Genomic DNA, 23,705 nt, shown 5'->3' with positions numbered 1-23,705 from the left:
CCGACTACTCCGAGATGCCGTAGACGTCGCCGGTCCACTCGCGGGCCGGCACGTCGTAGACGGGCTGGCGCCGATCGCGGCCGTCGAGGCGGCGGCGATCGTCCGCGTCGAGTTCCCAGTCGAACAGGTCGAGGTTCTCGCGGACGTGCTCCGGCGAGGACGACTTGGGGAGGACGACGACGTCCCGCTCGACGGCCCACCGAAGGACGATCTGGGCGGGCGTCTTCTCGTACGCGTCGGCCAGTTCCCGGACCGTTTCGTCGGCGAAGATCTCGGTCCGGGCCAGCGGCGCGGCGGCCTCGATCGCCGTGTCGGTCTCTCGGCAGTACTCGACCAGTTCGGGGCGCTGGAACCACGGGTGGAACTCGATCTGGTTGACCGCGATCGGCACGTCCGAAACGTGGTGGGCCGCGCTCAGCTGGTACGCGCTGAAGTTCGAGACGCCGACGTTGCGGACCTGCCCCTCCTCGTGGAGCGTCGCCATGGCGTCGAGGGTCTCCCGCAGCGAGATCGCGGGATTCGGCCAGTGGATCAGGTACAGATCGAGGTAGTCGGTTCCCAGCCGATCGAGGGACGCTTCACAGGCCTGCAGGACCGACTCGTAGGCGAGGTTCTTCGGGAGCACCTTCGAGGTCAGAAAGAGGTCGTCGCGATCGTACTCCGCGATGACGTCGCCGATCTCGTCCTCGTTCATGTACCCTTCGGCGGTATCGATGTGAGTGCACCCGGCGTCGAGCGCGGCGCACAGGGCGTCCCGAAGGGTCTCGCCCTCGATGTTCCACGTGCCGACGCCGACCGTCGGCAGTTCGTCACCGGTCGATAGCTGGACTGCTGGAACGCTCATGTCTCACGTATCTACGCGCGGAACACGGTGTTAACAGTGCTGATCGGCGCCGATCGCGCCGTCGATCGACCGCCGACCTGCCGATCCGTCGGTCGGTTCACATCGTGATCAACGCCGCGCCGACGACGACCAGCGCCGCCCCGGCGACGACCCCCCTCGTCACCCGTTCGAGGTCGCGCAACAGCACGGCGGCGAACAGCAGCGTGAACAGCGGCGCAGTCGCGACCAGCGGATCGACGATCGCGATGCGACCCGCCTCGAGCCCAAGCGCGGCCATCAGCGAGAGCATCGCGGCGGTCGTCAGCAGGCCGCTGCCGACGAAGTAGTAGTAGCTCTCCCGGGGTCGGTCCCGGAGGGCGGATCCGCTCCCGACCAGCACGAAGGCCAACAGGGCAACCAGCCCGGCCGTCTCGTTGATCGCGACCGCCTCGAGCGCCGGGATCGCCGTCTCGGTCATCCCGTACCGCCGGCTGACGTTCGCCACGGCGAACGTCGCGGCGGCGGCGATCGGCCACAGCAGGTCCCGCGGCTGCCAGCCCTCGACGTCGCCGCCTCTCGAGACGGTGAGGACGGCGAGGCCCGCCACGAGAACGACGATCCCGAGGCCCGTCACCGGCCCGAGCGGTTCGCCGAGAAAGGCGAGCGCGATGGCCGTCGCGAACAGCGGGCGGCTGCTGAGGATCGTGCTGTTGAGGCTCGCGCCGACCTTGTCGACGCCGACGAAGATGGTGATCCGTCCGAGCGCGGTGCCGACGACGCCCGCGAAGGCGAAGACGAGCAGCGCCTCTGTCGTGAGCCCCGAGAAGGCCGATCGGCCGCGGAGCGCGCCGATGACGAGCCAGTAGATCGACGAGTCGACGACGACCACGACGAGCGAGGCCTGGACGGAGCCGCCGCCCGCGGCCATCCCGCGCTTGTCGAAGATCGGCGCGAACCCCCAGAGAACCGCCGGAAGGAGGGCGAGCGCGAGAACCTCGGCTGTGGCGTCGGTCATCGCTTCGCTTCACCCGGCCGCGCGCGATCGCTCATCGACGAACGTGGGGGCGGAGGCCGGGTCAACGTTGCGGTGTCGGTACAATTTCTCGAGTCGGCGATCAGGCGGCGTCGGCGGCCGGTTCGTCGGCGGAGCCCTCGTCGGAGTCGGTCGATTCGAGTTTGAGAATCCGCGGAAGGGCGGCGAGTGCGGCGCCGATCGCGACGAAGACGATCGCCGTTCTAGCGACCGCCATCACCGTGGCGGCGTCGACCGCGACGGCGATCGTCTCCGCCTCGGGCCTGTCCTCCGGCGTCCACTCTGCGGTCGTCGCGAGTCCGACCGTCAGAACGACGTAACTCGTGACGGTCGCCCCGAGTGCGAGGCCGACGTCCCGCCGCGTCTCGAGCGGGACGTGCCGGACGAGAAGGTAGGCGGCGGCCAGCAGAGCGACGATCGGAATCAGCGGCGTCAGGTGCGACGTCAGCCCCCCGGAGATCCTGCCCGAGAACGCCATCCTGACGGGTTCGCCGTTCGCTTCGATCACCGCGCCGTGTCCCGCGAGGTTGACGAATCCCGTCAGTACCATCCGGCTGGGACCCTCTTCAGGACCGCTGAGCGCCCCCGTCGCGTCCATCGCCGACACGATCTGGTAGGTGACGGCGAAGACGATCGCGAACGCGCTCGTTCCCGAGACCAACCCGGCAGCCCACGGCGGGACGGCCGTCAGGTATCGACCGTCGTCGCTCGATTCGTCTCGCTCGTCCGGAGCGCTGCCGTCGTCGCCGCGATCCTCGGTTTCCGAGTCGAGCCGCGGCCCCTTATCGTATTCGAGTCGTCGGTTCGATGACATACGTTCGGCAATGAGGGCGGGGTCGTAATACGTTACGGTCCCCCAGATTCGGAATCAACCTCGCCGGCGCGAGGGGAAACCTGAACTGGTTTATCCCGGGCGACACAATCGGCGATCGATGACGATCGTCGCTTTCGACTTCGACGGAACGCTTTCGGACTCCGAGATGACCGTACTGCTCGGAGATCGCTGCGGCGTCGCCGAGGAGATGGCCGAGATCACGGAGCGAGCGATGAACGACGAGCTCGGCTACGCCGAGAGCCTCCGCGAGCGGGCGGCCCTCCTCGACGGCCTGCCCGAAGCGGACGTCGCGGCGGCCTTCGACGAGGTCGTCCTTCGCGAGGGCGCCGCCGACCTGATCGCGGAACTGAACGACGCCGGCGTCACGACGGCCGTCCTCACGGGCGGGTTCGAGCGCGGCGTCGCCGCCGCGCTCGATCGAGAGGGGGTCTCCGTCGATCACATCGTCGCGAACCGGCTGCCGACGAACGGCGACGAGAGCGCGCTGACCGGCGAGGTCGAGGGACCGCTCGTCGAGGGCACCAAGGACGACGCCCTCGCGGACCTGGCCGACGACGTCGGCGCCGTGATGGCCGAGACCGTCGCGATCGGCGACGGCGCGAACGACCTCCCGATGCTGCGGGTGGCCGGCCTCTCGATCGGGTTCGAGCCGAAACCCGCCGTCGAACCCCACTGCGAGGTCGTCGCGACGTCGATGGCCGAGGTTCGCGAGGTCCTCCTCGACCGGGACGTGCTCTGAACGCGGCGATCCCGGCAGCCGATCGCCCCTCTTGTCGGATCGATCACTCCTCTCGCCGCGTCCAATCGCCAATCGGCCGTTGACAGTGCCAAGACTGGCCATTGACAGCACTGAGACTGGCCGTCGAGACCGGCCGCCGATTCCGCGGGGATCGGCCGCCGATCGCCGTTCTCGCCGAACACTCTCTCGTCGCTGTTTTTCAGTTCTAATTGCCGATTTCTGGACCGAGAGAGTTTTAACTCACACTCGAGTAAGCGGTTTTGATGATGTGGCAGGATTTCGTCTTTATGATCGGAAGCGGTCTCTCGATCGTCTTCCTCGCACCGACGCTCCGCGACGCGAGCGCGAACGTTCCACTCGGCACCAGTCTGCCGTCGATGGCGATCGGGTTCGTCTACGGCACGACGTTTTTCACCCTGGGCATGACGTTCTCCGCGCTCGGGGCGTTCGCCGCCGGCAGCATGTGGTCGCTGATCGCACTCCTCCGATCGCCCCGGAGTTTCGCGGGGCACCTCGCCCGCGTCGAGAGCCCCGTGCTGTTCGCACGGGACTGCCGGCGTTGGCTAACCCAGTGGGGATCCAGCGGCTTGCCCGTCGATCAGTACGTCGTTACCGATCGTCCGCGCTACGAACAGACCGCCGACTGAACCGCCTCGACGAACCGCCGACCGCTCAACCCGTTGTTACGGGCTAATTTTTGGGGAGATGCAGACCGCCTCGACCGACGGGTTTCGAGGCGAACTCACCGGGAAAAGAGGCTCGTGTGAACCGGCGCGAACGAGGACGGTTCGTCGGTTCCCGCGTCCGTATCGGAGATCGTCCGTCCGCCCAACCCGGTCGAGAGCAGTTCCGACAGCGGCGGCCCCACCTTCTCCGGTTCGACGAGGAAGGCGTCGTGGCCGTGGTCCGACTCGACGACGTGGTGGGCGACGTCGACGTCCGCCGATCGGGCGGCTTCGGCCAGCGCCTCGGACTGCTCGACCGTGAAGTGCCAGTCGCCGGTGAACGAAAGGAGCAGGAGCTCTCCCTCGAAGGCCGCCAGCGCGTCGGCGTCCGACTCGTAGCCCGCCGAGAGGTCGAAGTCGTCCATCGCCCGAGTCATGTAGAGGTAGCTGTTCGCGTCGAACCGATCGACGAACTTCTCGGCCTGGTAATCGAGGTATGACTCGACCTCCCGGTAGGGGAAGAAGGCGGCCGCGGGGTCCGGGGGCTCCTCTCGAACCGCCTCGCGGCCGGCCGATCGGCGGCCGAATTTCTGGGCCATCGAGGCCTTAGAGAGGTACATGATGTGGCCGATCTGGCGGGCCCGCGCGAGCCCGGCTTCGGGTTCGGGGCCGCCGTAGTAGTGGCCGCCGTTCCAGTCGGGATCGCTCGTGATCGCCCGGCGCGCGACCGTGTCGAGCGCGAGACACTGGGCGTCGAGGCGGGCGGCGCTGGCGACGACGGCCGCGCGATCGACGTCGTCCGGATAGCGGCGCAGCCAGTCCAAGACGTTCATCCCGCCGACGCTGCCGCCGACGACGGCGTGGAGCCGACCGACGCCGAGTTCGTCGAGCAGCCGTCGCTGCGCGCGGGTCCAGTCGCCGACCGTCACCGGGGGGAAATCGGTGCCGTAGGGCTCGCCCGTCTCGGGGTTCTCGCTCGGCGGCCCGCTCGTCCCGTAACAGGAGCCGGGTGCGTTCGCGCAGACGACGTAGTACTCGCTCGTGTCGATCGCCTTCCCGGGGCCAACGACGTCGCCCCACCACGCGCGAGCCTGCCCCGCGGTGTCGCCGCCGGCGTCGGGTCGGCGGGCGACGTGGGAACTTCCCGTGAGCGCGTGGCAGACGAGGACCGCGTTACTTGCGGGTTTCTCCGGCTCGCTCGCGCAGCCACTCTCCGCGCTGCCCGTGAACTCCCCGTACGTCTCGTAGGCGACCTCGAGCGAGGGGATCGACTCGCCGGACTCGAACCGGAACTCGCCGAGGTCGATCGCGTCCTTGGTCGTCATCGTCACCCACCGGTTCCGCCGTTCGCTTTCGCTGCGGTCTCGATCGCCTGCTCCAGATCCCCGAGGACGTCCTCGGGGTCCTCGATCCCCACCGACATCCGAATGAGATCGTCGGTGACGCCCGCTTCGGCCCGTTCTTCGGACGTGAGCTGTCCGTGGGTCGTGCTCGCAGGGTGGATCACCAGCGTCTTCGCGTCGCCGATGTTCGCGAGGAACTGGGCGACTTCGACGCTCTCGCAGAAGACCTTGCCGGCCTCGTACCCGCCCTCCAGACCGAACGCAATCATGCCGCCGTAGTCAGCGAGGTAGCGCGAGGCGTTGTCGTGGGTCTCGTGGCTCTCCAGTCCGGGATACGTGACCCAGGCGACGTCCTCGTGTTCGGCGAGGTAGTCGGCGACGATCGCCGCGTTCTCGCAGTGCCTGTCGACCCGCAGGGGCATGGTCTCGAGCCCCTGGAGGGTCTGCCAGGCGTCGAACGGCGACTGCTGGTTGCCGAGGCTGCGAAGCGAACGGAACCGGGCTGTCTCGGCGAAGGGCGCGTCGGCGAAGTCCCTGGAGAAGTCGACGTCGTGGTAGGCCGGATTCGGGCCGGCGATCTCGTCGTAGCCGTGCTCGCCCCAGGGGAACGAGCCGCCGTCGACCAGCACGCCGCCGACGGTCGTCCCGGAGCCGTGGAGCCACTTCGTCGTCGACTCCCAGACGACGTCGGCGCCGTGCTCGAGGGGGCGACAGAGCGCGGGCGTCGCGAACGTGTTGTCGACGACCAGCGGGACGCCGTTGTCGTGGGCGACCTCGGCGACCCGCTCGAAGTCGGGCGTGACGAGCGACGGGTTGCCGATCGTCTCGACGTGGACGAACGCGGTGTCCTCGTCGATCGCGTCCGCGTAGGCGTCGTACTCGAGCGTGGGGACGAACTTCGGTTCGATGTCTCGCCGCGTCGCGGTCTTCGAGAAATAGGCCGTCGTCCCGCCGTAGGTGTCCGTCGAACAGACCACGTTGTCGCCGGCCTCGGCGAGGACCAGGACGGCGGAATCGAGCGCGGCCATGCCGCTGGCGGTCGCGACCGCGCCCGTCCCGCCTTCGAGGTCGGCGAGTCGCTCCTCGAGCACCGAGACGGTCGGATTGCTGATCCGCGAGTAGATGTACCCGTCCCGTTCGAGGGCGTAGAGGTCCGCGGCGGCGTCCGCGTCGTCGAAGACGTAGGAGGTCGTCTGGTAGATCGGCGGTGCCATCGCCCCGGTCTCCGGATCGGGCGCCTGTCCGGCGTGGACGCTCCGCGTCCCGATTCCCCGCCCGGAGTCGGCCCCGTCGCTCTCGTCGTCGCTCATGTTTAGTGTGCATACTCCTGCACGGTCTTATGCGTCTCAGTAACGGCAAAAACCGCTGGTCGTGAGTGCTACTATCTCGCACAATCTCGATCGGGAGGATCGACGGAGAAACGGTCGATTCCGGGCTCGCTCCGTCCGTTCGAACGGGCTCTCGCTTGCCGCCCTCCTAACGCACTCCCGACGCACTCCCGACGTGTTCTCGACCGGACGAGAACGCTTATTTGCCCGCCGACCTTCCGCGGAGACAAGATGATAGAGCGCGCGGAACGGCGTGCGACGGGCGGCGAGCCCGTGATCCGCGTCGACGGCCTGCGGAAAACGTACGCCGGCGGCGCGGACGCGATCACCGCCGTCGACGACGCCTCGTTTTCCGTGGACGCCGGCGAGGTGGTCGGCCTCCTTGGTCCGAACGGCGCCGGGAAGACGACGCTCATCAAATCGATCCTCGGGCTCGTGCTTCCCGATCGAGGGACCGTCCGGGTCGCCGGAAGCGACGTTCGAAACGATCCGCGCGCCGTCTCGCGGTCGGTCGGGGCGATGCTCGAGGGGGCTCGAAACGTTTACTGGCGGCTGACGGTCCGGGAGAACCTTCGATTCTTCGCGGCCGTGGGCGGGTACGTACCCGCGGATCGTCGTCGACGTCACGACGAATTACTCGACCGACTCGACCTCGCCGATCGGGCGGACACGGTGGTCAACGAACTCTCCCGCGGGATGAAACAGAAGGTGTCGCTGGCCTGTACGCTCGCGCGGGACACGCCGATCGTCGTCCTCGACGAACCCACTCTGGGCCTCGACGTCGAGAGCTCGCGGGACCTCCGAACCGAACTCCGTCGGCTGGCCGAGGCGGAGTCCCGGACCGTACTGGTCAGCAGCCACGATATGGACGTCGTCGAGGCGCTGTGCGATCGGGTCATCGTCGTGCGAGCGGGCCGGATCGTCGCCGACGACTCGGTCGCCGCGCTCAGGGAGCTGTTCCGGACGCAGGTCTACCGCGTCACGGTGAGCGATCCGCCGCCGGAGCTGCGCGATCGCATCGAGCGCCACTACCGAATTCAGCGGTGGTCCCGCGACGGCGATCAGACCGCGATCGAACTCGTCATCGCCGACAGCGAGGCCTTCTACGACCTCGTCGCCCTGCTCCGGCGGACGGGCTGCGTCCTCCACGACGTGACCTCGCTCGAACCGGACCTCGAGGACGTGTTCCTCCGGCTGATCGGCCGCGACGAGGGGCAGTCGAGCGATCTCGGGAGGGACGCGACCGACCGCCCGCGCGGCGCCGAGCGTTCCGGCGCGGACGGCGATTCGGCGACGGCGGACGGAGGGGATCGCGATGCGTGACTCGTCCCCGACTGGCGAACCCGGAACGTCCGTCCCCGATCGGGGATCGCTCCGGCTCCTGCTCGCGCTCGCCCGGCAAATCGCGTACAAGCGGGTCGTGTTGCTGGTCCGCTACCCGGTGAACACGCTCGGCCGCTTCCTGACGACGCTGCTGTTCTTCCTGATGCTGTTCTACGGCGGACGGGAGCTCGGCGGCGCGGCGTTCGACGACTCGCTCGGCGGCCTCATCGTCGGCTTCTTCCTGTTTACGATCACCGTCACGGCCTACAGCGCCCTCGCGTGGAACGTGACACGCGAAGCCCAGTGGGGGACCCTAGAGCAGCTGTTTCTGTCGCCCCACGGCTTCGGGACGGTGTTCGTCGTCAAGACGATCGTCAACCTGATCGAGAGCTTCTGCTGGGGGTTTGCGATGCTCGCGGCGATGATGCTGATCTCCGGCCGGTTCCTGACTGTCGACGTCGCGACGGTCGTTCCGATCGCGACGCTGGCCGTCCTCTCGGTGGTCGGCGTCGGGTTCCTGTTCGCGGGCCTCGCGCTGGTGTACAAGCGCCTCGACAGCGTGTTTCCGCTCGTCCAGTTCAGCTTCGTCGGGCTGATCGCCGCCCCGACGATCGACGAACCCGCGCTGGCGGCGTTGCCCCTGGTCGCGGGCAGCAACCTGCTCGTGCGCGCGATGACCGAGGGAACCCGCCTCTGGGAGTTCCCGCTCGCGGATCTCGCCCTCCTGGTCGCGGTGGGCGTCGGCTACGCGGCGCTCGGCTACGCCGCGTTCTACGTCGCCCAGCGCCGCGCGCGAAAACTCGGCGTGCTGGGCCACTACTGACCGGGGTCCGGTCATCGCTCGTGTTCGATTCCGTAGAGGAGCGTCCGGATCGCGGTCGATTCGACGTCGAGGCCGAGCAGCTGGGGAGAGACCGCGACGCCGAGCACGAAATCGTCGCCGTTCGGGACGGTCTCGCTGAGCTGGAGGATCACGTCGATCGCGGCTCCCGTTTCGAGGAGGCGGGCGCGATAGCGGGCGAGCGTCGTGGTCGTCCCCAGAACCGCAATCGCCGCGTCGTCGACGCGACGAACGCCGCGGATCTCGTCGTACCGGTTCTGGACCAGCGCCACGAGGTCGTCCGTCGTGTACTCGCCGACGGGGTTCATCGTCCGGCCGAGCATCGAGAGCTGGGGCGTACTCAGGACCGAGACGATCGCCGATCGAAGGCGCAGGAGTCCCGGACCCAGCGGCGCCGATCGGTCGTACTCGGCGTACCAGTTGATGACCTCGATCGAGCGATCGATCGGTTCGGGATCGATCGCTCGACGACGAATTCCTCGCCGGTCCGGTCGTCGTACCCGGTCTCCATGAGGGCGCCGTCACCGACTCTCGCCGGGGTCGACGCGAGCCCGTCCGCGGGCCACTCGAGGCAGCCGGCGAGGCTGCCGAGCCCGACGACCGCTCCCGTCGCGAGAACGCTCCGGCGCGCGACTGTCATCGGTTCCGAGAGGCGATCGGTCGGCGAAAACGTATCGGTTGGCGGTTCGGCGACGGCCGATCCGCCCCGCCACTTGATCCGGCGGCCGATCGTGCCGAGACGACGGCCTTGATAGGCTCGCGACACCTATCGTCGGTCGTGCACGAACACGATCGCGACCGAGCGGTGCTCGCCGCCGTCGTCTTCGCGGTGTTGTTCTCCCAGGTGCTGCTCTACCCGGGCGTGGCGACGCTGGTCGAGACGCTGGGGGCGGACGCGACGACCTCGGCGTTCACCGCGACGGCGCTCGACGCCAGCATGTGGTTTCTGGTCGCCGAGTTCGCCGCTTACATCGCCTTCGTCGGCGTCTGGGGACTCGCGAGCGACGCGACGGGGCGACGGACGCCGTTCATCGTCGCCGGGTCGCTGGCGGGAGCGGTCGGGTACGCGGCGCTCGCGCTCGTCGCCTCGATCGGGTCGATCCCGTTCGAGGGGGTCCTGCTCGTCCGCGTCTTCCAGGGCGCGATGACCATCGGCGCGTTCTCGCTCACGATGACCATGCTGATGGATCTCGAGGGCGGTCACGGTCGAAACATGGGCGCCGCGGGGATCGCGATCGGTCTCGGCGCGGCGCTCGGCGCGCCCGTCGGCGGGCAGCTGACGGAACTCGCTCCGCTCGCGCCGCTGCTCGCCGCCGCGGGACTTCTCGTCTGCGTCGGCGGGCTCGTCTCGTTCGTCGAGGACCGCGCGCCCGACAATCGCCGGACCCTTGGCGCGCTCGTCGGCGGCCTCCGGCGGCGGCCGACGCTGTCGATCCCGTACGCGTTCGGCTTCGTCGATCGGCTGACGGCGGGTTTTTTCGCGCTCGTCGGCACCCTCTACTTCCAGACGCGGTTCGGGCTCGACCCCGGGACGACCGGTCTGTTGCTCGCGTGCTTTTTCGCCCCGTTCGCGCTGTTGCAGTACCCGATGGGCGCGCTCTCCGATCGGATCGGTCGCACGATTCCGATCGTCGTCGGCTCGATCTGTTACGGCGTCGGCATCCTCGCGGTCGGCGCTGCGTCGTCGGTACCGATCGCCGCACTCGCCATGGTCCTCGTCGGCGTCCTCGGCGCGCTCGTCGCGCCGGCGACGATGGCGCTGGTCACCGACATCGCGGTCGAGAGCGAGCGCGGCGTCGCGATGGCGGGGTTCAACCTCGCCGGAAGCCTCGGCTTTCTCGGCGGCTTTCTCGTCGGCGGCACCGTCGCCGGCGCCTACTCGTACGGGCTCGCCTTCCTGATCGTCGGCGGGCTCGAGATCGCTATTGCGATCGTCGCGGTGCCGGCGTTCCTCCGGGTCTCCGCGAACCGGGCCGGCCGATTCGGACCCGGCGATCGAAATGACGCCTAGGTGAGGGGTGCCGCGATCGATCGATCGCAGAACGCGATACGCGGCCGTTCCGCGGCCCGATTCGCGTTTTTGTGGTATGGCAACCCATGACAGCGCGGCGATAGAGTATACCAATTTTTATGTCCTCGAATCTAACTCGCGATCGATGACACAAGACGACAACCTCTCACGGCGCAAAGCCATGAAGCTCGCGGGCGCGGCGGCCGCGACCGCAGTCGTTGCGGGATGTAGCAGCGGCGGCGACGGCGGCGACGGCGGCGACGGTGGCGACGGTGGCGACGGTGGCGACGGTGGCGACGGTGGCGATGGCGGCGACGGCGGCGACACCTACGATATCGATCCGGGTACGATCGAACTCGAAGCCAACATGAGCGGCTGGAAGGGTGTCTCCCCGTCCGCCATCGAGGGCGTCGAGAACCCGACGCTCGTCCTTCAGGACGGCGAAGACTACGAGATCGGCTGGAACAAGGGCGATGGTCAGAAACACAACCTCCAGCTCCGCAATGAGAACGATGAAGTCGTCCAGGACTACGAGACGGAGCTTAGCTCCGAAGGCGGCGACGACCAGTTCATCTCGTTCACCGCCGCCAGCGAAATCGTCAAGTATCGTTGCAAGCCCCACTCCCCGATGGAAGGGGAGATTCAGGTCAAATAACGCGACGACCGCGACACCGACCTGATTCGGTTTTGACGCCGCAGTCCGTATAGCGCCCACCGCTGGACCCACCCCTTCGGCCTCCCTCGGGGCGCCGATCTCGCGGTGGACCGTTCGATGCCGTACAGCGGTGTCGATTGCGATCCGGTCCGTCGCGATCGTTTTTCCGATTCCCGATCGCCCACTCCCACAACCGACCGTTTATTACTGGACCACGAACAGTGTAGCTATGGTCCCTGATGTCGAATTTTCGCGCCGACGGACGATTCGACTGGCCGCGCTCTCGGGAACGTCGGCGCTAGTCGCCGGGTGTATCGATACATTCGACGAGGGAACCTCGTCCGAGGTGGACGGATCCGGCGAGAACGAGGGTGACGATGGAAGCGGCGCCGCCGACGATCCGGCGGACGCAGCCGGTGGGGACGACGGCGACGACAGTGACGACGAAGCGACGGCCGCGGACGTCGACCGTCGATTCGTCCTCGAAGCCAACGTCGGGGGCTGGATCGGAGTCGAACCGGCGCCGATCGAGGGCGTCGAGAATCCGACGCTCGGCCTCGTCGCGGGACGGGAGTACGAACTCGTGTGGGAGAACGGCGACGGGATTATCCACGATTTCGTAATCCGGAACGACGACGACGAGACGCTCCACGCGACGGATTTCGTCGAGGAGGAGGGCGACACCCGAACGATCGCGTTCGAGGCGACCGAGGAGATGTCGCACTACGTTTGCCGACCGCACAAGTCGGTTATGAACGGCGATACCGTCGTATTCTCTGAGTGACCCGTCGCAGTCCGTGACCGTTCTCGCGGCAGTAACTCGCGTCGGCGGCCAGTTCGAACCGCGTCGTCGACGGTTCGACTCGGCTATCTCCGAGTTCCAAGACGACTTGCGAATCGATCACAGTACTGTTTGATCAATTACTATCATAGGTCCGTATTACCGTGATTGGTGGTAGCATATATCGGCGAAATCGTTACCATGAGGGGCTGTACCTCTCGGGTAGCAACATACAAGTGTCCGGCTCCCGTTTCAAATTCAAATGACTGGAAAGCGAGATCTCTCCCTCTTCGTCGCGCTCGCGATCGTCTGGGGGACCGCCTTCGGCGCGATCGAGGTCGGCCTGGCGACGCTGCCGCCGATCCTCTTCGCCGCGCTCCGCCTCGACGTCGCGACGCTGCTGTTTACGGCCGGAATCGCCGTCTACGGGCTCGAGTGGCGCCCGCGGACGCGGGACGACTGGATCGCGATCGGCGTCGGCGGCGTGCTGCTGGTCGGCGGCCACTACGGCCTGCTGTTCCTCGGCCAGTCGCACGTCTCGAGCGCGGTCGCCGCGATCGTCCTGAGTCTGACGCCGGTCGTGACGCCGCCGCTCGCGATCGCCGTGCTCCCGCAGGAGCGACTCCGGGCGCCCGCCGCCGTCGGACTGCTCCTCGGACTCGCCGGGGTGATCGTCGTGGCGCTGTCGGGCGGATCGCTCGGCGGGCAGGCCGTCGGCGTCGTCCTGCTGTTCGCCGCCGCGTTCGTGTTCGCGCTCGGCTCGGTCTTGATCGAACGCGCCGAGGAGACGCTTCCGGTCGTCCCGCTGCAGACGTGGGCGATGGGCGTCGGCGCCCTCGCGCTACACGGCCTGAGCTACGTGCACCCCGGCGAATCCGTTCCCGCCGCGTCAGCGTGGACATCCACGACGATCGCCGCGCTCGCCTACCTGGGGGTCGTCGCCACCGCCGGCGGCTTCCTCGCGTACTTCGTCCTGCTCGATCGCATCGGCGCGAGCCAGCTCAGCCTCGTCAGTTACGCCTCGCCCGTCGTCGCGGCTCTCGTCGGCTGGGCGCTGCTGGGCGAGACGATCACGCTTGCGACGATCGGCGGGTTCGGACTGATCGTCCTCGGGTTCGCCCTGTGTAAGATCGGCGCCCTCTGGAAGACCGCGGGGCCGGTCGTCGGGTACGGCCCGCACCGGCCGACGGGCGCGATCGCCGACGACGATCCGGACCGCTGGGTCGTCGACCGGAACGGGAACGCCTACGTCGCGGCGTCGGGTCGCGGCGCCGAGGGGCGGACGAGCGCGCCGGGTGCCGACTGAGCCGTTTCGATCCCCACGGGAGCCGCCTTCGTTCGCTGAGCGCCATCAAAAGTACCATACCCTCTCGCGACCCAGTGGGCCGTACTCAGGTGGATTCCGTGACCGAGAAACGCGAATACAGAGACGACTATCCCGAGAAGACGCTGTACATTCCGGGGCCGACCGAGGTGCGCGAGGACGTCATCGCGGAGATGAGCCAGCCGATGTTCGGCCACCGCATGGACCGGATGACCGACCTCTACACGACGATCGTCGAGGATACGAAGGAGTTCCTCGGCACCGACAACGACGTCGTCGTCCTGACGGGGTCTGGGACCGGGTTCATGGAGAGCTCAATCCTCAACCTCGTCGACGAAAACGTCCTCGTGACGACCTGCGGCAGCTTCAGCGAACGCCAGGCGAACATCGCCGAGCGGCTCGGCAAGAACGTCGACACGCTCGAGTACGAGTGGGGGCAGGCGGTCAAACCCGAGGATGTCCGCGAGGCGCTCGAGGAGCGCGACGCCGATTACGACGTCGTCACCTGCGTCATGAACGAGAGTTCGACCGGCGTCCGCAACCCCGTCGAGGAGATCGGCGACGTCGTCGCCGAGTACCCGGACACCTACTTCGTCGTCGACGCCGTCTCCGCGCTGGGCGGCGACTACGTCGACATCGACGCCCACGGGATTGACGTCATCTTTACCTCCGTCCAGAAGGCCTTCGCCATGCCGCCAGGGCTGGCAGTCTGCGTCGTCAGCGAGGACGCCTACGAGCGCGAACTCGAGAAGGAGTCCGCCTCGTGGTACGGCGGCTTCCAGCGGACGATCGACTACTACGATCGGAAGGGCCAGACCCACTCCACGCCGGCGATCCCGGTCATGCTGGCCTACCGCACGCAGATGAAACACATGCTCGAGGAGGGCCACGACGCGCGGGACGAGCGCCACCGCGAGATGGCCGAGTACACCCGGGAATGGGCTCGCGATCACTTCGAGATGTTCCCCGAGAAGGGCTACGAATCCCAGACGGTGAGCTGCATCGAGAATACGCAGGGGATCAACGTCGCCGAGACGATCGACGCCGTCAGCGAGGAGTACGACTTCGTCTTCTCGAACGGCTACGGCTCCGCGCTGGGCGAGAAGACGTTCCGCATCGGCCACATGGGCGAACACGACGTCGAGAGCATCAAAGAACTGACCGATGCGATCGAAGACGTCGCCGGTCTATAGGCGGGTGTCGAATCGCGTGTCAGTCCACACGCGAATCTAATCCTGTTACTTCTATCAGCTATCGGTGATGATAGCAAGACCATGCTGAAGACAGAGCGCATATTTTGTAGGCAAGTTACGCTGATTACACCGCTTCCTATATCCGCGTTGTTACCGCGCACCTTGTATTCAATCAATCTAATAACGGCATTCTCAGGTCTGCTGCATACCGGAGTAATCTTCTCCATTCCGACCAATGCTAACTGGTAACAAGAAGCAGGTAGTAGCTGAGATAATACACTCTGTAATCCGAGCTAAGCGGGGAGGGTTAGAGGGGGTTAACATGACACGATCATCACAACCTGAAGACACAGAAGTCGATGCCGTTCAAGAGAATATACGAGGGAAATTGATCGAGCCAGCCGACCCCGAGTACGACGACGCCCGGACGATCTGGAACGCGATGATCGACCGCTATCCCGCGTTCGTCGCCCAGTGTACTGGCGCGGCAGACGTCATCGCGGCAGTAAACTTCGCCCGTGAACACGACCTCCTTGTCGCCGTCAGGGGCGGCGGGCACAACGTCGCCGGAAACGCAGTCTGTGACGACGGTCTGGTGATCGACCTCTCGGCCATGAACGGGGTGCGAGTCGATCCCGAGACAAAGACGGTTCGTGTCGGCGGTGGAGCGACAATGGGCGACCTCGACCACGAAACGCAGGCGTTCGGTCTCGCCACCACAGGAGGAGTCGTCTCGACCACTGGCGTGGCCGGCCTCACACTCGGAGGCGGTCTCGGCCGACTCGATCGGGAATTCGGCCTTACCATCGACAATCTCCTGTCGGCGGACGTCGTCACCGCGGATGGTGAGTTAGTCTACACCAGCGAGGACGACCACGCGGACCTCTTCTGGGGTCTCCAGGGCGGGGGCGGAAATTTCGGTATCGTCACCTCGTTGGAGTTCCAGCTCCACGACGTCGGACCGGACGTGCTGGTCGGCCAGGTGATCCACCCCATTGAGGCCGCTGCGGACGTCCTACACTATTACCGCAAGTTTATGGCCGATGCGCCGGACCACGTCCAGTGTTCGGCCATCTTCAGCCAAGTTCCGGCACTTCCCGAGTTTCCCCAGGAACTCCACGGACAGACGGTCTTGGTCCTGGTTCCGTTCTGCTCTAACGCCAATAACGAGGCAGAGGAGTTGCTCGAGCCCGTCCGAACCTTCGGGGATCCAATAGAAGATACCGTGCAACCGCAACAGTATACGACGTACCAACAGAGTTCCGACAAGCTGTTTCAAGCGGGTCACCGGAACTACTGGAAATCGCATTTCATGAACGGCCTGTCCGAAGGGGCGATCGACACGATAATTGAGCACGTTACGCCGATCCCGTCGCCGTTCACCACGGTGTTCTTCGAATGGATGGGCGGCGCGATACGCCAGGTGGACCCCTCTGCGACCGCCTTCCCGCATAGAGATGCGGCGTTCTCGTTTACGGTAGCACCCAAATGGACGGATCCCGGACGGGATGACGAACTCATCTCGTGGGCCCGAGAGTTCCACGAGGCCATGAGTCCCTATGCGGCTGACGGCGTCTATGTGAACTACCTCGACGACGACGAGGAAGACAGAGTCCGGACAGCTTACGGCGAGCGGTACGAACGGTTGGTCGATCTCAAGAACGAGTGGGATCCCACGAACCTCTTCCGCATGAACCAGAACATCAAGCCGACCGTTTGAACTGCGTCCCGCTCATTCTCATTTGTGTCCCAACGGTACGTTTCCGCAGTCGAACACCGTTCATGACTCGACTCGATCCCCGCCGGAGGAGGACCGCTCGTCCACCAGTCGGCTGCTGAATACTTCTCACCGAACTCAGTCTGTCGTGACGTGGTCGAATCCCTCGTGGAAGTCGTGTATCGAAACACGTCCGGTTCCCAAGGTCGTCGCCTTCTCACGTAACCGCTGGGCAATGTCCTCACCAGGGTCACCATACACGTCAATCGATTCGAGCTCGATGAACTCACCGATCGGGGGAAATTTGGGGCCAGCAACGTCCATGTGATATTCCAGCGTCGCTGGATCTTCGTGCATGTGGACGACCGTCATTTGTTCCCTATCGCTGCTGAAGTAGACGTCGTACGACAGGATGTCTGGCTCGTTGGCTTCGACGAAGTTGGCCAGCTTCGCCATGGCCGGCTTGAGTTCGTCCAGTTTCCCGTCGTGCACCGATGATCGGTCAACGTAGAGGATGAGATCAGTCATTCTGGTACCACCGGCAGGGTTTGCTCCGTGGATCGATGCGTGTCATGTGTGACCGCCGGTCATACTTCGACGGGCTAACTAATAATTCCACCTGCACGCAGTGACCGCTATGTGTGCGGTAGATGGTCAGCAGGGTGAGTTTAGCAAGGGACCGGAGGGGCGTACGATGATGCGACAGGGAAAAGTACTGCTGGACAATCAGCACTGGAACACGTACCACTGCTAGCTACATCATCTGTAGATCCCGCTCTGCTGTATACAGAGTATGTATGCAGCACGTCGCTTCTGACAGCTATCAGAAATACAGATGCCCGCTCCGGTAACGCCTTCGCCAATACCTATCGAACCGGGCCGATCGGATCGGACGCTGCGAGTTCCACAGCGCCGATCGGCGGTCGGCACTCGGTCAACGGAACTACCCGACGTGACGGGGTGCGAAAACGAGTTCGAGCGGGGGATCAGCCGGTGTAGGAACTCTCGCCGACCGTCTCGAGATACTCGCCGCGGCCCGTCGACTTCAATTCGTCGAACTCGGTTACGCGGACGCGGACGCGCTTTTCGACCTGTTCGGGGCCGGCACCCTCGACGTAGAGGCGGGTGTCGCCGATTCGGGCGACGCCGACGCCGTCGCCGTTGATCTCCGAGACGAAGACGTTTACCTCGGTATCGGGCGTGAGCGCCGGTTTCGTCGTGCGGAAGTGCCAGCCGCTCAGGAACTTCTCGAGGACGCTCATACGCGAGCCACCTCCTCGGACTCGCGATCGATGAGGTACTCCCGTCCGAAGCCGGTGATCGCCGCGAGGACGAACACCGCCACCAGCAGCCAGCCGTGGAAGACGAACGGCACGACCTCGATCGGGTTGACGACCATCGACTGCTCGAACCAGTCGTACGTCCCCGGAAGTTCCTGCATCGTCGAATAGCCGACCAGCACGCCGCCGGACCACGGGAAGATGTAGCCGAGCGCGGCCGTCTGGGCGTCCAAGATGTTCGCCCGCCGGTAGCCGTTGATGTTGAACCGCTCGCCGATCTTCGAGATGTAGGGGCCGATCGCCACCTCGGCGGCGGTGTTGATCGTGATCGTCGCGTTGATCAACGCCGCCGATCCGACCATCGTCAGTTCGGCGTTGCGGACGTTGGTCGCCAAGGTGTCGATCGACCAGTCGAGGATCGCCTGGAACGCGCCGCCCCGGATCATGATCTGGGCAGCGGCGATGATGAACAGCACGAGGATTGACAGCGGGAAGAAGCCCGCCGCGCCCTCGACGATGCTGCCGCCGACGAACGGATCCGTCCCGTCGCCGACGATCTCGACGATCGGCAACGCCGCGAGCGCGTCGGCGGCCGGCGCGTCGCTCGGCGCTCCGAAGACGACGATGTCGCTCGCGGACGCAAGCCCGAACAGGAGGTTCGCCGCCACGGCGACGACGATCCCCCAGGAGATCGCCTCCACGATGTGTCGGCCGGCGACGGCCATCACGATCACCGCGCCCATCGAGAGCAGGTGCACGAGTCCGAGCGGCTCGCTCTGGGCGAGCAGGATTTCGCGCGCGTTGCCGCCGATGTCGAGTCCGGGCAGGGCGCCGCCGACGAGGACGTAGCCGACGAACGCCAGGGCCGCGGCCACGATCGCGTACTTGAACCGGGAGGCGACGACGCCCCCGATGTCCGCGTCCTGCGTGACGGCGCTGACGATCGTCGTGTCGCTGACCGGTGCGAGATTGTCGCCGAAGACTGCGCCGGAGAGGATCGCCCCGAACAGCAAGACCGGGTTGGCGCCGAGCAACACGCCCGCTGGGAAGAACAGCGCGACGAACGCGATCGTCGTCCCGTAGCCCGTGCCGATGCCGGTCGCCAGCAGTGCGGCCAGAACGAACGTGATCGCCGGGAACAGCGCCGCGCCGACCCCCGCCAGGTCGGCCAGCCAGACGAGCCCCTCGACGAAGCCGCCGGCCTGCAGCGTCTCGGCGAACATGCCGGCCCAGATCCAGGCGACGATCGCCGTCACGGCGACCGGCTGGGTCATGCCCTCGAAGATCGTATTCGCGTAGTCCTTCCACGATCCCTTCACGAAGAACATCCCGACGATCAACCCGAGCAGAATGCCCGCGACCAGGCCTTCCTCGGAGGAGATCCGCAGGAATGCCGTCTGGACGATGGCCCAGAGGATGAAAAAGAGGATCGGGATCGCGCTCATCCCTCGTCCGCCGTAGAACGACACGTCCGGGTTCGTACTCGTCGGCTCTACGAACGCCTCGCCCGGATCCGCGTCCGGTTCCGTCGGGTCGCTACCGTCTGTCATTCATCTCACCGCCGTAGTGATTATTAACAGACGGTGATATAGTTCACGATCGATCCTTCGAGTTTCGACGATCGAACACGTTACAAACGCCGTCGACTGGCCCGGATAGCAACACAGAATATTCGATTCGGCAAGTGTTAAGTTCGTCTTCTTAAAATAAATAGGTGAACATATGTGTGATCACCATCGCCGCCCTCACCGGCGTCTCTCTCCTTCTCAGCGGCTGTCTCGGGGGGAGCATTGGTTACACTGTCTCCCCTGGGCAGCCTACGATCGGTGGCGGGTACGATTAGCGGCATCGAGCAGTGATCGAACTACTCGAGAAAAATCACCTCAGCACCAAATTACACATGGTTGACGTCCGTACGAGATACGAAATCGGGAACGAGCGATTGCTCGACGGACTCATCGGCGTCCTCCTCGTCGCCGGGCTCGTCTTGCTCGCACTGAACGGTCCGTTCTCGTCGGTCCGAGACCTCAGGCTCGCGAACTTCGTCGTAAACGTTCTTCCGATCGCCCTCGCGATCGCTTGCTACCTCCGCGTCGCGTCGACGGTCTCCGTACTCGAGATCGGGGCGCTGGTGATCTGGGCCTACTACACGATCCGCGTTTCGGGCGTGATCGCCTTCTTCCTGTTCGGGGTTCGATCCGCGTCCTACCCCGGAGAGTTAGCTGAACTGCGCAGGAACGTCGCGTTGTTTCTCGCGACGACTGCGGTCCTCGGCGGCCTGTATTCGGCCGGAGCCGCGCAAGAGGATCGACCGTTGCTGAAGTGGGGGCTCGTCGCTGTCGTCCCGCTCGGACAATTGGCCGCGTACGCCGTCGTCCTGTACGTCGTCGCCTGAGTTATCGTCCCGAACGCCGGACGGACGACCCCGTCCGTCTCCGCCGGATATCGGGGAGCCGATATGCATCGTATACAGCGGTAAACACGCCCCTCACGCGTGTCGAGAACAGTCGATCGCGCTACTGGATGTGGCCTTCGCGGCGCAGCTGGTCGGCCTCGCTCTTCTCGTAGCGCCAGGTGATGTCGGCCTTCTCGTCCTGCCAGTCCCACGGCTCGACGAGGACGACGTCGTCTTCCCGGATCCAGATGCGCTTTTGCATCTTGCCGGGAATGCGGGCGGTGCGCTCCTTGCCGTCGGCACACCGTACTTTGACGCGATTCGCCCCGAGCATGTTCGTGACGGTCGCGAAGACCTCGTCGTCCTCCGGCATTCGGAGGTTCTTCCGACCGCCCTCCTCGTCACTCATGGCTAGGACTTGTCGTCCGATCGGTTTAACCCTTTATCGATTCGAGCTGCACGGATCGCTACACACAGCGGCGATCGCCCCGAACCGGGAAACCACGTCGTTTATTTCTATCGGGTATCCAGAACTGGGTATGATCCAAAAGCTCGGTCCGCTCGGCATCGTCGGTCTTCTGATCGTCGTCGCCGGCGTCGGCCTCATCGCGCACGCGAACCTCCTTGTCGCCGTCGGGTTGGCGCTCGTGCTCGTCGGGCTCGGCTTGGTCGTGAAGGCGATCATCTCGAGCATGCTCGGCGCCTGGGGGATGATGTGACGCGATCGGCGAGGCTGCGGTGCGATCGGTGGCGGTCGCGGAAGTCGCGGCTAAACGCGCCGAACCGCGCTGCGTGAGCACACCCAACCGTTTTCACGGCTCAAACCGTCGTTTTCGCATGGGGTATTCGCTCCACTACTACGATCTCGTGCTGGCCTGCATCGCCGTCAGTCTCGGCCTCGGCGCGCTGATCGGGTACGCGACGCCGGTCGCGATCGAACTCTCGATCGTCGTCCTCGGGATCGTGGCGATCGGCTTCATCGGCCACGCGCTGTTCGTCAACGGGCCGGTCGACGCCCCGGAGGAACTCACCGAGGAGATCGAAGTCGAGGAGGTCCCGAAGGTGCTGTCGCCGATGGAGTCGCCCGAGTGAGCGGGCTTTTATAGCCGACAACGACAGGCCGCGTCACGCCTCGTTGTCGCCCGCGCGGTGTTCGCTGATGAGTCGATCGACCATCTCCAGTTTCCGATCGCGCCGGCGGGCGTTCGCCCGCTCGCGCCAGTCGTCGATCACGGCCTCGACGTCGTCCTCGCGGGCGACGGCGAGTTCGTCGACCTCCTGCATGGCGACGTCGTCGGCCGGGCCGACGGGGATCTCCTCGTCGAAGAGGATCTCGTCGGCGATCTCGGAGAGGCCGCCGTCCTTGAGCACGACCCGCGGCTCGAACCCCGCGAGGAGGTCGGCCGTCGACTTGCCGGCGCCGCTGGCGTCCCGGAGGTAGACGACGTCGCCGGGCGCGAGGCCGTACTGCTCGTCGGCCTCGCGGATCGCTCCCTTCGTGAACTTCTCGACGACTTTCACGGGGACGAGCCCCTCCTTCTTCGCCGAGACGTCGCTGAAGTTCGAGTGGTCCAGCTTCCAGAGGGCCTTCATCCGCTCGACCTTCTTCTCGAGGGTCTCGACCTCCTCGCGCGCCTCGTCGCGTTCGCGCTCCAGGCGGTTCGCCTTGCGTTCGAGTCGGCTCACCTCGCGATCGCGCCGGACTTCCCTGCGTTCCTCCCGACGGGCGGCGCTCAGCTCCGCTTCGAGGTCGTCGATGCGGTCATCCTTCCCGTCGAGCCGATCCTCGAGGGTCTTTACGTGCGACTGGAGGCGATCGACCTGCCGTTTCAGGTCCTTGATCCGCTTTTCCTCCTCCGTAAGCTCCCGCGGCTCGTGTTTCGCGGGTTCCTCGTCGGCATCGTCGTCCTCTTCCAGATCGGTGAGGACGGCTTCGACGCTCTCCTTGCCGGCGACGACGCGGGCCGTGACCTCGCCGCGATCGACGCCGGGCGGGAGTTTGCGAGCGATGCGCTCGAACTGGTCCGCGTGGGCGTCGACCGCGTACAGCGCGGCGGCCATCGCATCCCGCTGGTGGTCGTCGTCGTAGGACTGATCGCGAGTGCGGTGTTGCTTCTCGTCGATCGGCAGGTCCGTCGCGGGGGTCCAGCCGGCGGCGTCGAAGCTCCGGCGGAACTTCTCGACCGTCTCGGGCATCGGCGTCACGTCGGCTGCGACGATGATCGGCCGGCCGCGCTCGACGATCCACTCGATCACGTCCGCGGTGTCGCTCGTGCGCGAACTCCAGACGTCCAGCACTTCGCCTTCGAGCGAAACGATCGCGACGGCCGTTGTCGTCCCCGGATCGATCCCGACGACGACGTGATCGCGGCGCTTCGCAAGCGGCCGGAACTCGATGCCGTCGCGCCGTTCGCGCTCGATCTCGACGCGGACGTCGCCCGATCGGTTTCGGGAGACTGGGATGTCGGCCGGCGGGGCCTCCACGGTGAAGACGGCGTTGGCGTAGCCGCCGTAGGATTCCCGAACGTCCTTCTCGTAGTCGAGGGTGGCGTCTTCCAGTTCGGATTCGACTTCGCGAGCGCGTTTCTTGACCGAGCCGTGGATGCGCCGCGTGTAGCGATCCTCGCTCCAGCCGCCCTTTCCGGTGGAGCGGCCCCGCGAGACCTTGACCGTCGTGGTGTCGGTGAAAGCCGACACCTCGTGGCCGACGTTGTGCGCCGCGAGCCGGGCCGCGGCTTCGGCCTCCTTCATCGGCTCCTTCCCGTAGGGGATGCCGTGGCGTTTCGCGACGCGAGAGAGCGGCTCGGGCTGTTCGGCGCCCGTCACCTGCACGAGCTTCGTTCCGGTCGGAAGCGACCCCAGAAAGTGGATCAGCTGATCCTTGTCGGCCGCAAGCTCGTACATGTTGTCCGTCGCGACGATCGCCGGCTCCTCGTCGTCGATCAGTCGCCGGAGTTTGCGGTGGGTGACGACGTCGCGGCTGACCTCGTCGCCGTCGTAGACCGCGAGCGCGTACGACGGCGCGTCGCCGCGCACGTCGCCGCTCTGGATATCGACTCCGAAAACGACTGCGTCGAGCGCACTCGTTCGCGTACTCACGGGCGGCCATAGGGGCGAAGGCGGTATAAATCCGGCGCGGAATCTCACCGCGACTCGACGCTTCGGTCCTGATCCAGTGTGCATCGGTGCTACTGGGCGACCCCCTCGAGAACGTCCGTCACTCGCCTGAGGAACAACACGCTGTTCGTCGGCCGATCGCCATCGCGACGAGTGCGAACGCGGCGACGGTTGAAAGGAGAACGTAGATCCGCCGGAAACGACGATCAGCGATCCAAGACCGACCGTCACGAAGGCGAGGGCCGTCGTATGCGACCGGACTGTGAGATTCGCGCGCGTCGAGGTGCTCTCCGAGGTTGCGC

At 65.9% G+C, this 23,705-nt stretch carries 25 protein-coding genes; 13 read left to right on the top strand and 12 right to left on the bottom strand.

The window, feature by feature from the left end:
• Positions 1–4 precede the first annotated feature (4 nt).
• The 3 genes from MUH00_RS07050 to MUH00_RS07040 form a co-directional block, all read right to left on the bottom strand.
• Positions 5–844 (bottom strand): aldo/keto reductase, encoded by an 840-nt coding sequence (locus MUH00_RS07050; RefSeq protein ID WP_247003387.1) that lies wholly within the window; start codon positions 842–844, stop codon positions 5–7.
• Between the two features lie 97 nt (positions 845–941).
• Positions 942–1,838 carry a DMT family transporter gene (locus MUH00_RS07045; RefSeq protein ID WP_247003386.1) on the bottom strand — a complete coding sequence of 299 codons (897 nt, stop codon included), beginning with the start codon at positions 1,836–1,838 and terminating at the stop codon, positions 942–944.
• Between the two features lie 100 nt (positions 1,839–1,938).
• On the bottom strand, positions 1,939–2,670 hold the full coding sequence (locus MUH00_RS07040; RefSeq protein ID WP_247003385.1) for a DUF7978 family protein: 732 nt from the start codon (positions 2,668–2,670) through the stop codon (positions 1,939–1,941).
• Positions 2,671–2,788: 118 nt separating this feature from the next.
• Here MUH00_RS07040 and serB point away from each other — a divergent pair, with 118 nt between their 5' ends.
• Together serB and MUH00_RS07030 are read left to right on the top strand one after the other, a co-directional pair.
• Entirely contained in the window at positions 2,789–3,430 is a 642-nt protein-coding gene (gene serB / locus MUH00_RS07035) for a phosphoserine phosphatase SerB (RefSeq protein WP_247003383.1), read from the top strand.
• Positions 3,431–3,693: 263 nt separating this feature from the next.
• Positions 3,694–4,077: a hypothetical protein gene (locus tag MUH00_RS07030; protein ID WP_247003381.1), complete on the top strand. Its 384-nt coding sequence runs from the start codon at positions 3,694–3,696 to the stop codon at positions 4,075–4,077.
• 95 nt (positions 4,078–4,172) lie between these two features.
• On the opposite strand, the gene metX is transcribed toward MUH00_RS07030, so the two are convergent.
• Together metX and MUH00_RS07020 are read right to left on the bottom strand one after the other, a co-directional pair.
• Positions 4,173–5,420 (bottom strand): homoserine O-acetyltransferase MetX, encoded by a 1,248-nt coding sequence (metX, locus tag MUH00_RS07025; protein ID WP_247003379.1) that lies wholly within the window; start codon positions 5,418–5,420, stop codon positions 4,173–4,175.
• 2 nt (positions 5,421–5,422) lie between these two features.
• Positions 5,423–6,748, bottom strand: a complete 1,326-nt coding sequence (locus MUH00_RS07020) for an O-acetylhomoserine aminocarboxypropyltransferase/cysteine synthase family protein (RefSeq protein WP_247003377.1) — start codon at positions 6,746–6,748, stop codon at positions 5,423–5,425.
• A 249-nt stretch (positions 6,749–6,997) separates the two neighbouring features.
• Between MUH00_RS07020 and MUH00_RS07015 the strand changes: the two genes are divergently transcribed.
• The gene (locus MUH00_RS07015; protein ID WP_247003375.1) at positions 6,998–8,089 is read left to right on the top strand and encodes an ABC transporter ATP-binding protein; all 1,092 of its coding nucleotides are present in this window, start codon (positions 6,998–7,000) and stop codon (positions 8,087–8,089) included.
• A complete protein-coding gene (locus MUH00_RS07010; protein WP_247003373.1) occupies positions 8,082–8,912 on the top strand; it encodes an ABC transporter permease in 831 nt (276 codons plus the stop codon). The genes MUH00_RS07015 and MUH00_RS07010 overlap by 8 nt, the downstream gene beginning before the upstream one ends.
• Before the next feature lie 11 nt (positions 8,913–8,923).
• Here the strand turns inward: MUH00_RS07010 and MUH00_RS07005 are convergent, their stop codons facing one another.
• Together MUH00_RS07005 and MUH00_RS22975 are read right to left on the bottom strand one after the other, a co-directional pair.
• On the bottom strand, positions 8,924–9,319 hold the full coding sequence (locus MUH00_RS07005) for a DUF6517 family protein (protein WP_486606283.1): 396 nt from the start codon (positions 9,317–9,319) through the stop codon (positions 8,924–8,926).
• The gene (locus MUH00_RS22975) at positions 9,271–9,570 is read right to left on the bottom strand and encodes a hypothetical protein (protein ID WP_321576094.1); all 300 of its coding nucleotides are present in this window, start codon (positions 9,568–9,570) and stop codon (positions 9,271–9,273) included. The genes MUH00_RS07005 and MUH00_RS22975 overlap by 49 nt, the downstream gene beginning before the upstream one ends.
• Positions 9,571–9,708: 138 nt before the next feature.
• On the opposite strand from MUH00_RS22975, the gene MUH00_RS07000 reads away from it, so the two are divergent.
• The 6 genes from MUH00_RS07000 (at position 9,709) to MUH00_RS06975 (ending at position 16,614) form a co-directional block, all read left to right on the top strand.
• The gene (locus MUH00_RS07000) at positions 9,709–10,941 is read left to right on the top strand and encodes an MFS transporter (protein WP_247003370.1); all 1,233 of its coding nucleotides are present in this window, start codon (positions 9,709–9,711) and stop codon (positions 10,939–10,941) included.
• Between the two features lie 145 nt (positions 10,942–11,086).
• Complete coding sequence (locus MUH00_RS06995) at positions 11,087–11,596, top strand: cupredoxin domain-containing protein (protein ID WP_247003368.1); 510 nt, start codon at positions 11,087–11,089, stop codon at positions 11,594–11,596.
• 229 nt (positions 11,597–11,825) lie between these two features.
• Positions 11,826–12,380 (top strand): cupredoxin domain-containing protein, encoded by a 555-nt coding sequence (locus MUH00_RS06990; protein WP_247003367.1) that lies wholly within the window; start codon positions 11,826–11,828, stop codon positions 12,378–12,380.
• Between the two features lie 259 nt (positions 12,381–12,639).
• Positions 12,640–13,683, top strand: a complete 1,044-nt coding sequence (locus MUH00_RS06985; RefSeq protein ID WP_247003365.1) for a DMT family transporter — start codon at positions 12,640–12,642, stop codon at positions 13,681–13,683.
• A 98-nt stretch (positions 13,684–13,781) separates the two neighbouring features.
• Positions 13,782–14,894 (top strand): pyridoxal-phosphate-dependent aminotransferase family protein, encoded by a 1,113-nt coding sequence (locus MUH00_RS06980; RefSeq protein ID WP_247003363.1) that lies wholly within the window; start codon positions 13,782–13,784, stop codon positions 14,892–14,894.
• Positions 14,895–15,216: 322 nt separating this feature from the next.
• Entirely contained in the window at positions 15,217–16,614 is a 1,398-nt protein-coding gene (locus tag MUH00_RS06975) for an FAD-binding oxidoreductase (protein WP_247003361.1), read from the top strand.
• 135 nt (positions 16,615–16,749) lie between these two features.
• On the opposite strand, the gene MUH00_RS06970 is transcribed toward MUH00_RS06975, so the two are convergent.
• From MUH00_RS06970 to MUH00_RS06960, 3 genes are all read right to left on the bottom strand, one after another.
• Entirely contained in the window at positions 16,750–17,139 is a 390-nt protein-coding gene (locus tag MUH00_RS06970) for a hypothetical protein (RefSeq protein WP_247003360.1), read from the bottom strand.
• A gap of 458 nt (positions 17,140–17,597) precedes the next feature.
• On the bottom strand, positions 17,598–17,873 hold the full coding sequence (locus tag MUH00_RS06965) for a DUF7513 family protein (protein ID WP_247003358.1): 276 nt from the start codon (positions 17,871–17,873) through the stop codon (positions 17,598–17,600).
• Positions 17,870–19,441, bottom strand: coding sequence for a Na+/H+ antiporter NhaC family protein (locus MUH00_RS06960; protein ID WP_247003356.1), 1,572 nt, complete (start codon positions 19,439–19,441; stop codon positions 17,870–17,872). Before MUH00_RS06960 ends, MUH00_RS06965 begins: the two co-directional genes overlap by 4 nt.
• Positions 19,442–19,791: 350 nt before the next feature.
• Here MUH00_RS06960 and MUH00_RS06955 point away from each other — a divergent pair, with 350 nt between their 5' ends.
• On the top strand, positions 19,792–20,286 hold the full coding sequence (locus MUH00_RS06955) for a hypothetical protein (protein ID WP_247003354.1): 495 nt from the start codon (positions 19,792–19,794) through the stop codon (positions 20,284–20,286).
• A gap of 121 nt (positions 20,287–20,407) precedes the next feature.
• Here MUH00_RS06955 and eif1A read toward each other — a convergent pair whose 3' ends face one another.
• Positions 20,408–20,695: a translation initiation factor eIF-1A gene (eif1A, locus tag MUH00_RS06950; protein ID WP_247003352.1), complete on the bottom strand. Its 288-nt coding sequence runs from the start codon at positions 20,693–20,695 to the stop codon at positions 20,408–20,410.
• Positions 20,696–20,825: 130 nt separating this feature from the next.
• On the opposite strand from eif1A, the gene MUH00_RS06945 reads away from it, so the two are divergent.
• Complete coding sequence (locus MUH00_RS06945; protein WP_247003350.1) at positions 20,826–21,005, top strand: DUF7470 family protein; 180 nt, start codon at positions 20,826–20,828, stop codon at positions 21,003–21,005.
• A 118-nt stretch (positions 21,006–21,123) separates the two neighbouring features.
• Complete coding sequence (locus tag MUH00_RS06940) at positions 21,124–21,378, top strand: DUF8015 family protein (RefSeq protein WP_247003348.1); 255 nt, start codon at positions 21,124–21,126, stop codon at positions 21,376–21,378.
• A 33-nt stretch (positions 21,379–21,411) separates the two neighbouring features.
• Here the strand turns inward: MUH00_RS06940 and MUH00_RS06935 are convergent, their stop codons facing one another.
• Entirely contained in the window at positions 21,412–23,385 is a 1,974-nt protein-coding gene (locus MUH00_RS06935) for a DUF460 domain-containing protein (RefSeq protein WP_247003346.1), read from the bottom strand.
• Positions 23,386–23,705 lie beyond the last annotated feature (320 nt).

Origin of the sequence: Halosolutus gelatinilyticus, from assembly GCF_023028105.1 — an archaeon.
In the GTDB taxonomy this organism is placed as follows: Archaea; Halobacteriota; Halobacteria; order Halobacteriales; family Natrialbaceae; genus Halosolutus; species Halosolutus gelatinilyticus.
This window is presented reverse-complemented; position numbering and strand designations above follow the sequence as displayed.

Bases quoted from the DNA above. Each gene is read 5' to 3' on its own strand.
- MUH00_RS07030 (WP_247003381.1), top strand. From the start codon at position 3,694: ATGATGTGGCAGGATTTCGTCTTTATGATCGGAAGCGGTCTCTCGATC.
- MUH00_RS07045 (WP_247003386.1), bottom strand. From the start codon at position 1,838: ATGACCGACGCCACAGCCGAGGTTCTCGCGCTCGCCCTCCTTCCGGCG.
- MUH00_RS06965 (WP_247003358.1), bottom strand. From the start codon at position 17,873: ATGAGCGTCCTCGAGAAGTTCCTGAGCGGCTGGCACTTCCGCACGACG.
- MUH00_RS06960 (WP_247003356.1), bottom strand. From the start codon at position 19,441: ATGACAGACGGTAGCGACCCGACGGAACCGGACGCGGATCCGGGCGAG.
- MUH00_RS06970 (WP_247003360.1), bottom strand. From the start codon at position 17,139: ATGACTGATCTCATCCTCTACGTTGACCGATCATCGGTGCACGACGGG.
- metX (WP_247003379.1), bottom strand. From the start codon at position 5,420: ATGACGACCAAGGACGCGATCGACCTCGGCGAGTTCCGGTTCGAGTCC.
- MUH00_RS07015 (WP_247003375.1), top strand. From the start codon at position 6,998: ATGATAGAGCGCGCGGAACGGCGTGCGACGGGCGGCGAGCCCGTGATC.
- eif1A (WP_247003352.1), bottom strand. From the start codon at position 20,695: ATGAGTGACGAGGAGGGCGGTCGGAAGAACCTCCGAATGCCGGAGGAC.
- MUH00_RS06955 (WP_247003354.1), top strand. From the start codon at position 19,792: ATGGTTGACGTCCGTACGAGATACGAAATCGGGAACGAGCGATTGCTC.
- MUH00_RS06990 (WP_247003367.1), top strand. From the start codon at position 11,826: ATGGTCCCTGATGTCGAATTTTCGCGCCGACGGACGATTCGACTGGCC.
- MUH00_RS06940 (WP_247003348.1), top strand. From the start codon at position 21,124: ATGGGGTATTCGCTCCACTACTACGATCTCGTGCTGGCCTGCATCGCC.
- MUH00_RS07020 (WP_247003377.1), bottom strand. From the start codon at position 6,748: ATGAGCGACGACGAGAGCGACGGGGCCGACTCCGGGCGGGGAATCGGG.
- MUH00_RS22975 (WP_321576094.1), bottom strand. From the start codon at position 9,570: ATGACAGTCGCGCGCCGGAGCGTTCTCGCGACGGGAGCGGTCGTCGGG.
- MUH00_RS06995 (WP_247003368.1), top strand. From the start codon at position 11,087: ATGACACAAGACGACAACCTCTCACGGCGCAAAGCCATGAAGCTCGCG.
- MUH00_RS06945 (WP_247003350.1), top strand. From the start codon at position 20,826: ATGATCCAAAAGCTCGGTCCGCTCGGCATCGTCGGTCTTCTGATCGTC.
- serB (WP_247003383.1), top strand. From the start codon at position 2,789: ATGACGATCGTCGCTTTCGACTTCGACGGAACGCTTTCGGACTCCGAG.
- MUH00_RS06975 (WP_247003361.1), top strand. From the start codon at position 15,217: ATGACACGATCATCACAACCTGAAGACACAGAAGTCGATGCCGTTCAA.
- MUH00_RS07050 (WP_247003387.1), bottom strand. From the start codon at position 844: ATGAGCGTTCCAGCAGTCCAGCTATCGACCGGTGACGAACTGCCGACG.
- MUH00_RS07040 (WP_247003385.1), bottom strand. From the start codon at position 2,670: ATGTCATCGAACCGACGACTCGAATACGATAAGGGGCCGCGGCTCGAC.
- MUH00_RS07010 (WP_247003373.1), top strand. From the start codon at position 8,082: ATGCGTGACTCGTCCCCGACTGGCGAACCCGGAACGTCCGTCCCCGAT.
- MUH00_RS06985 (WP_247003365.1), top strand. From the start codon at position 12,640: ATGACTGGAAAGCGAGATCTCTCCCTCTTCGTCGCGCTCGCGATCGTC.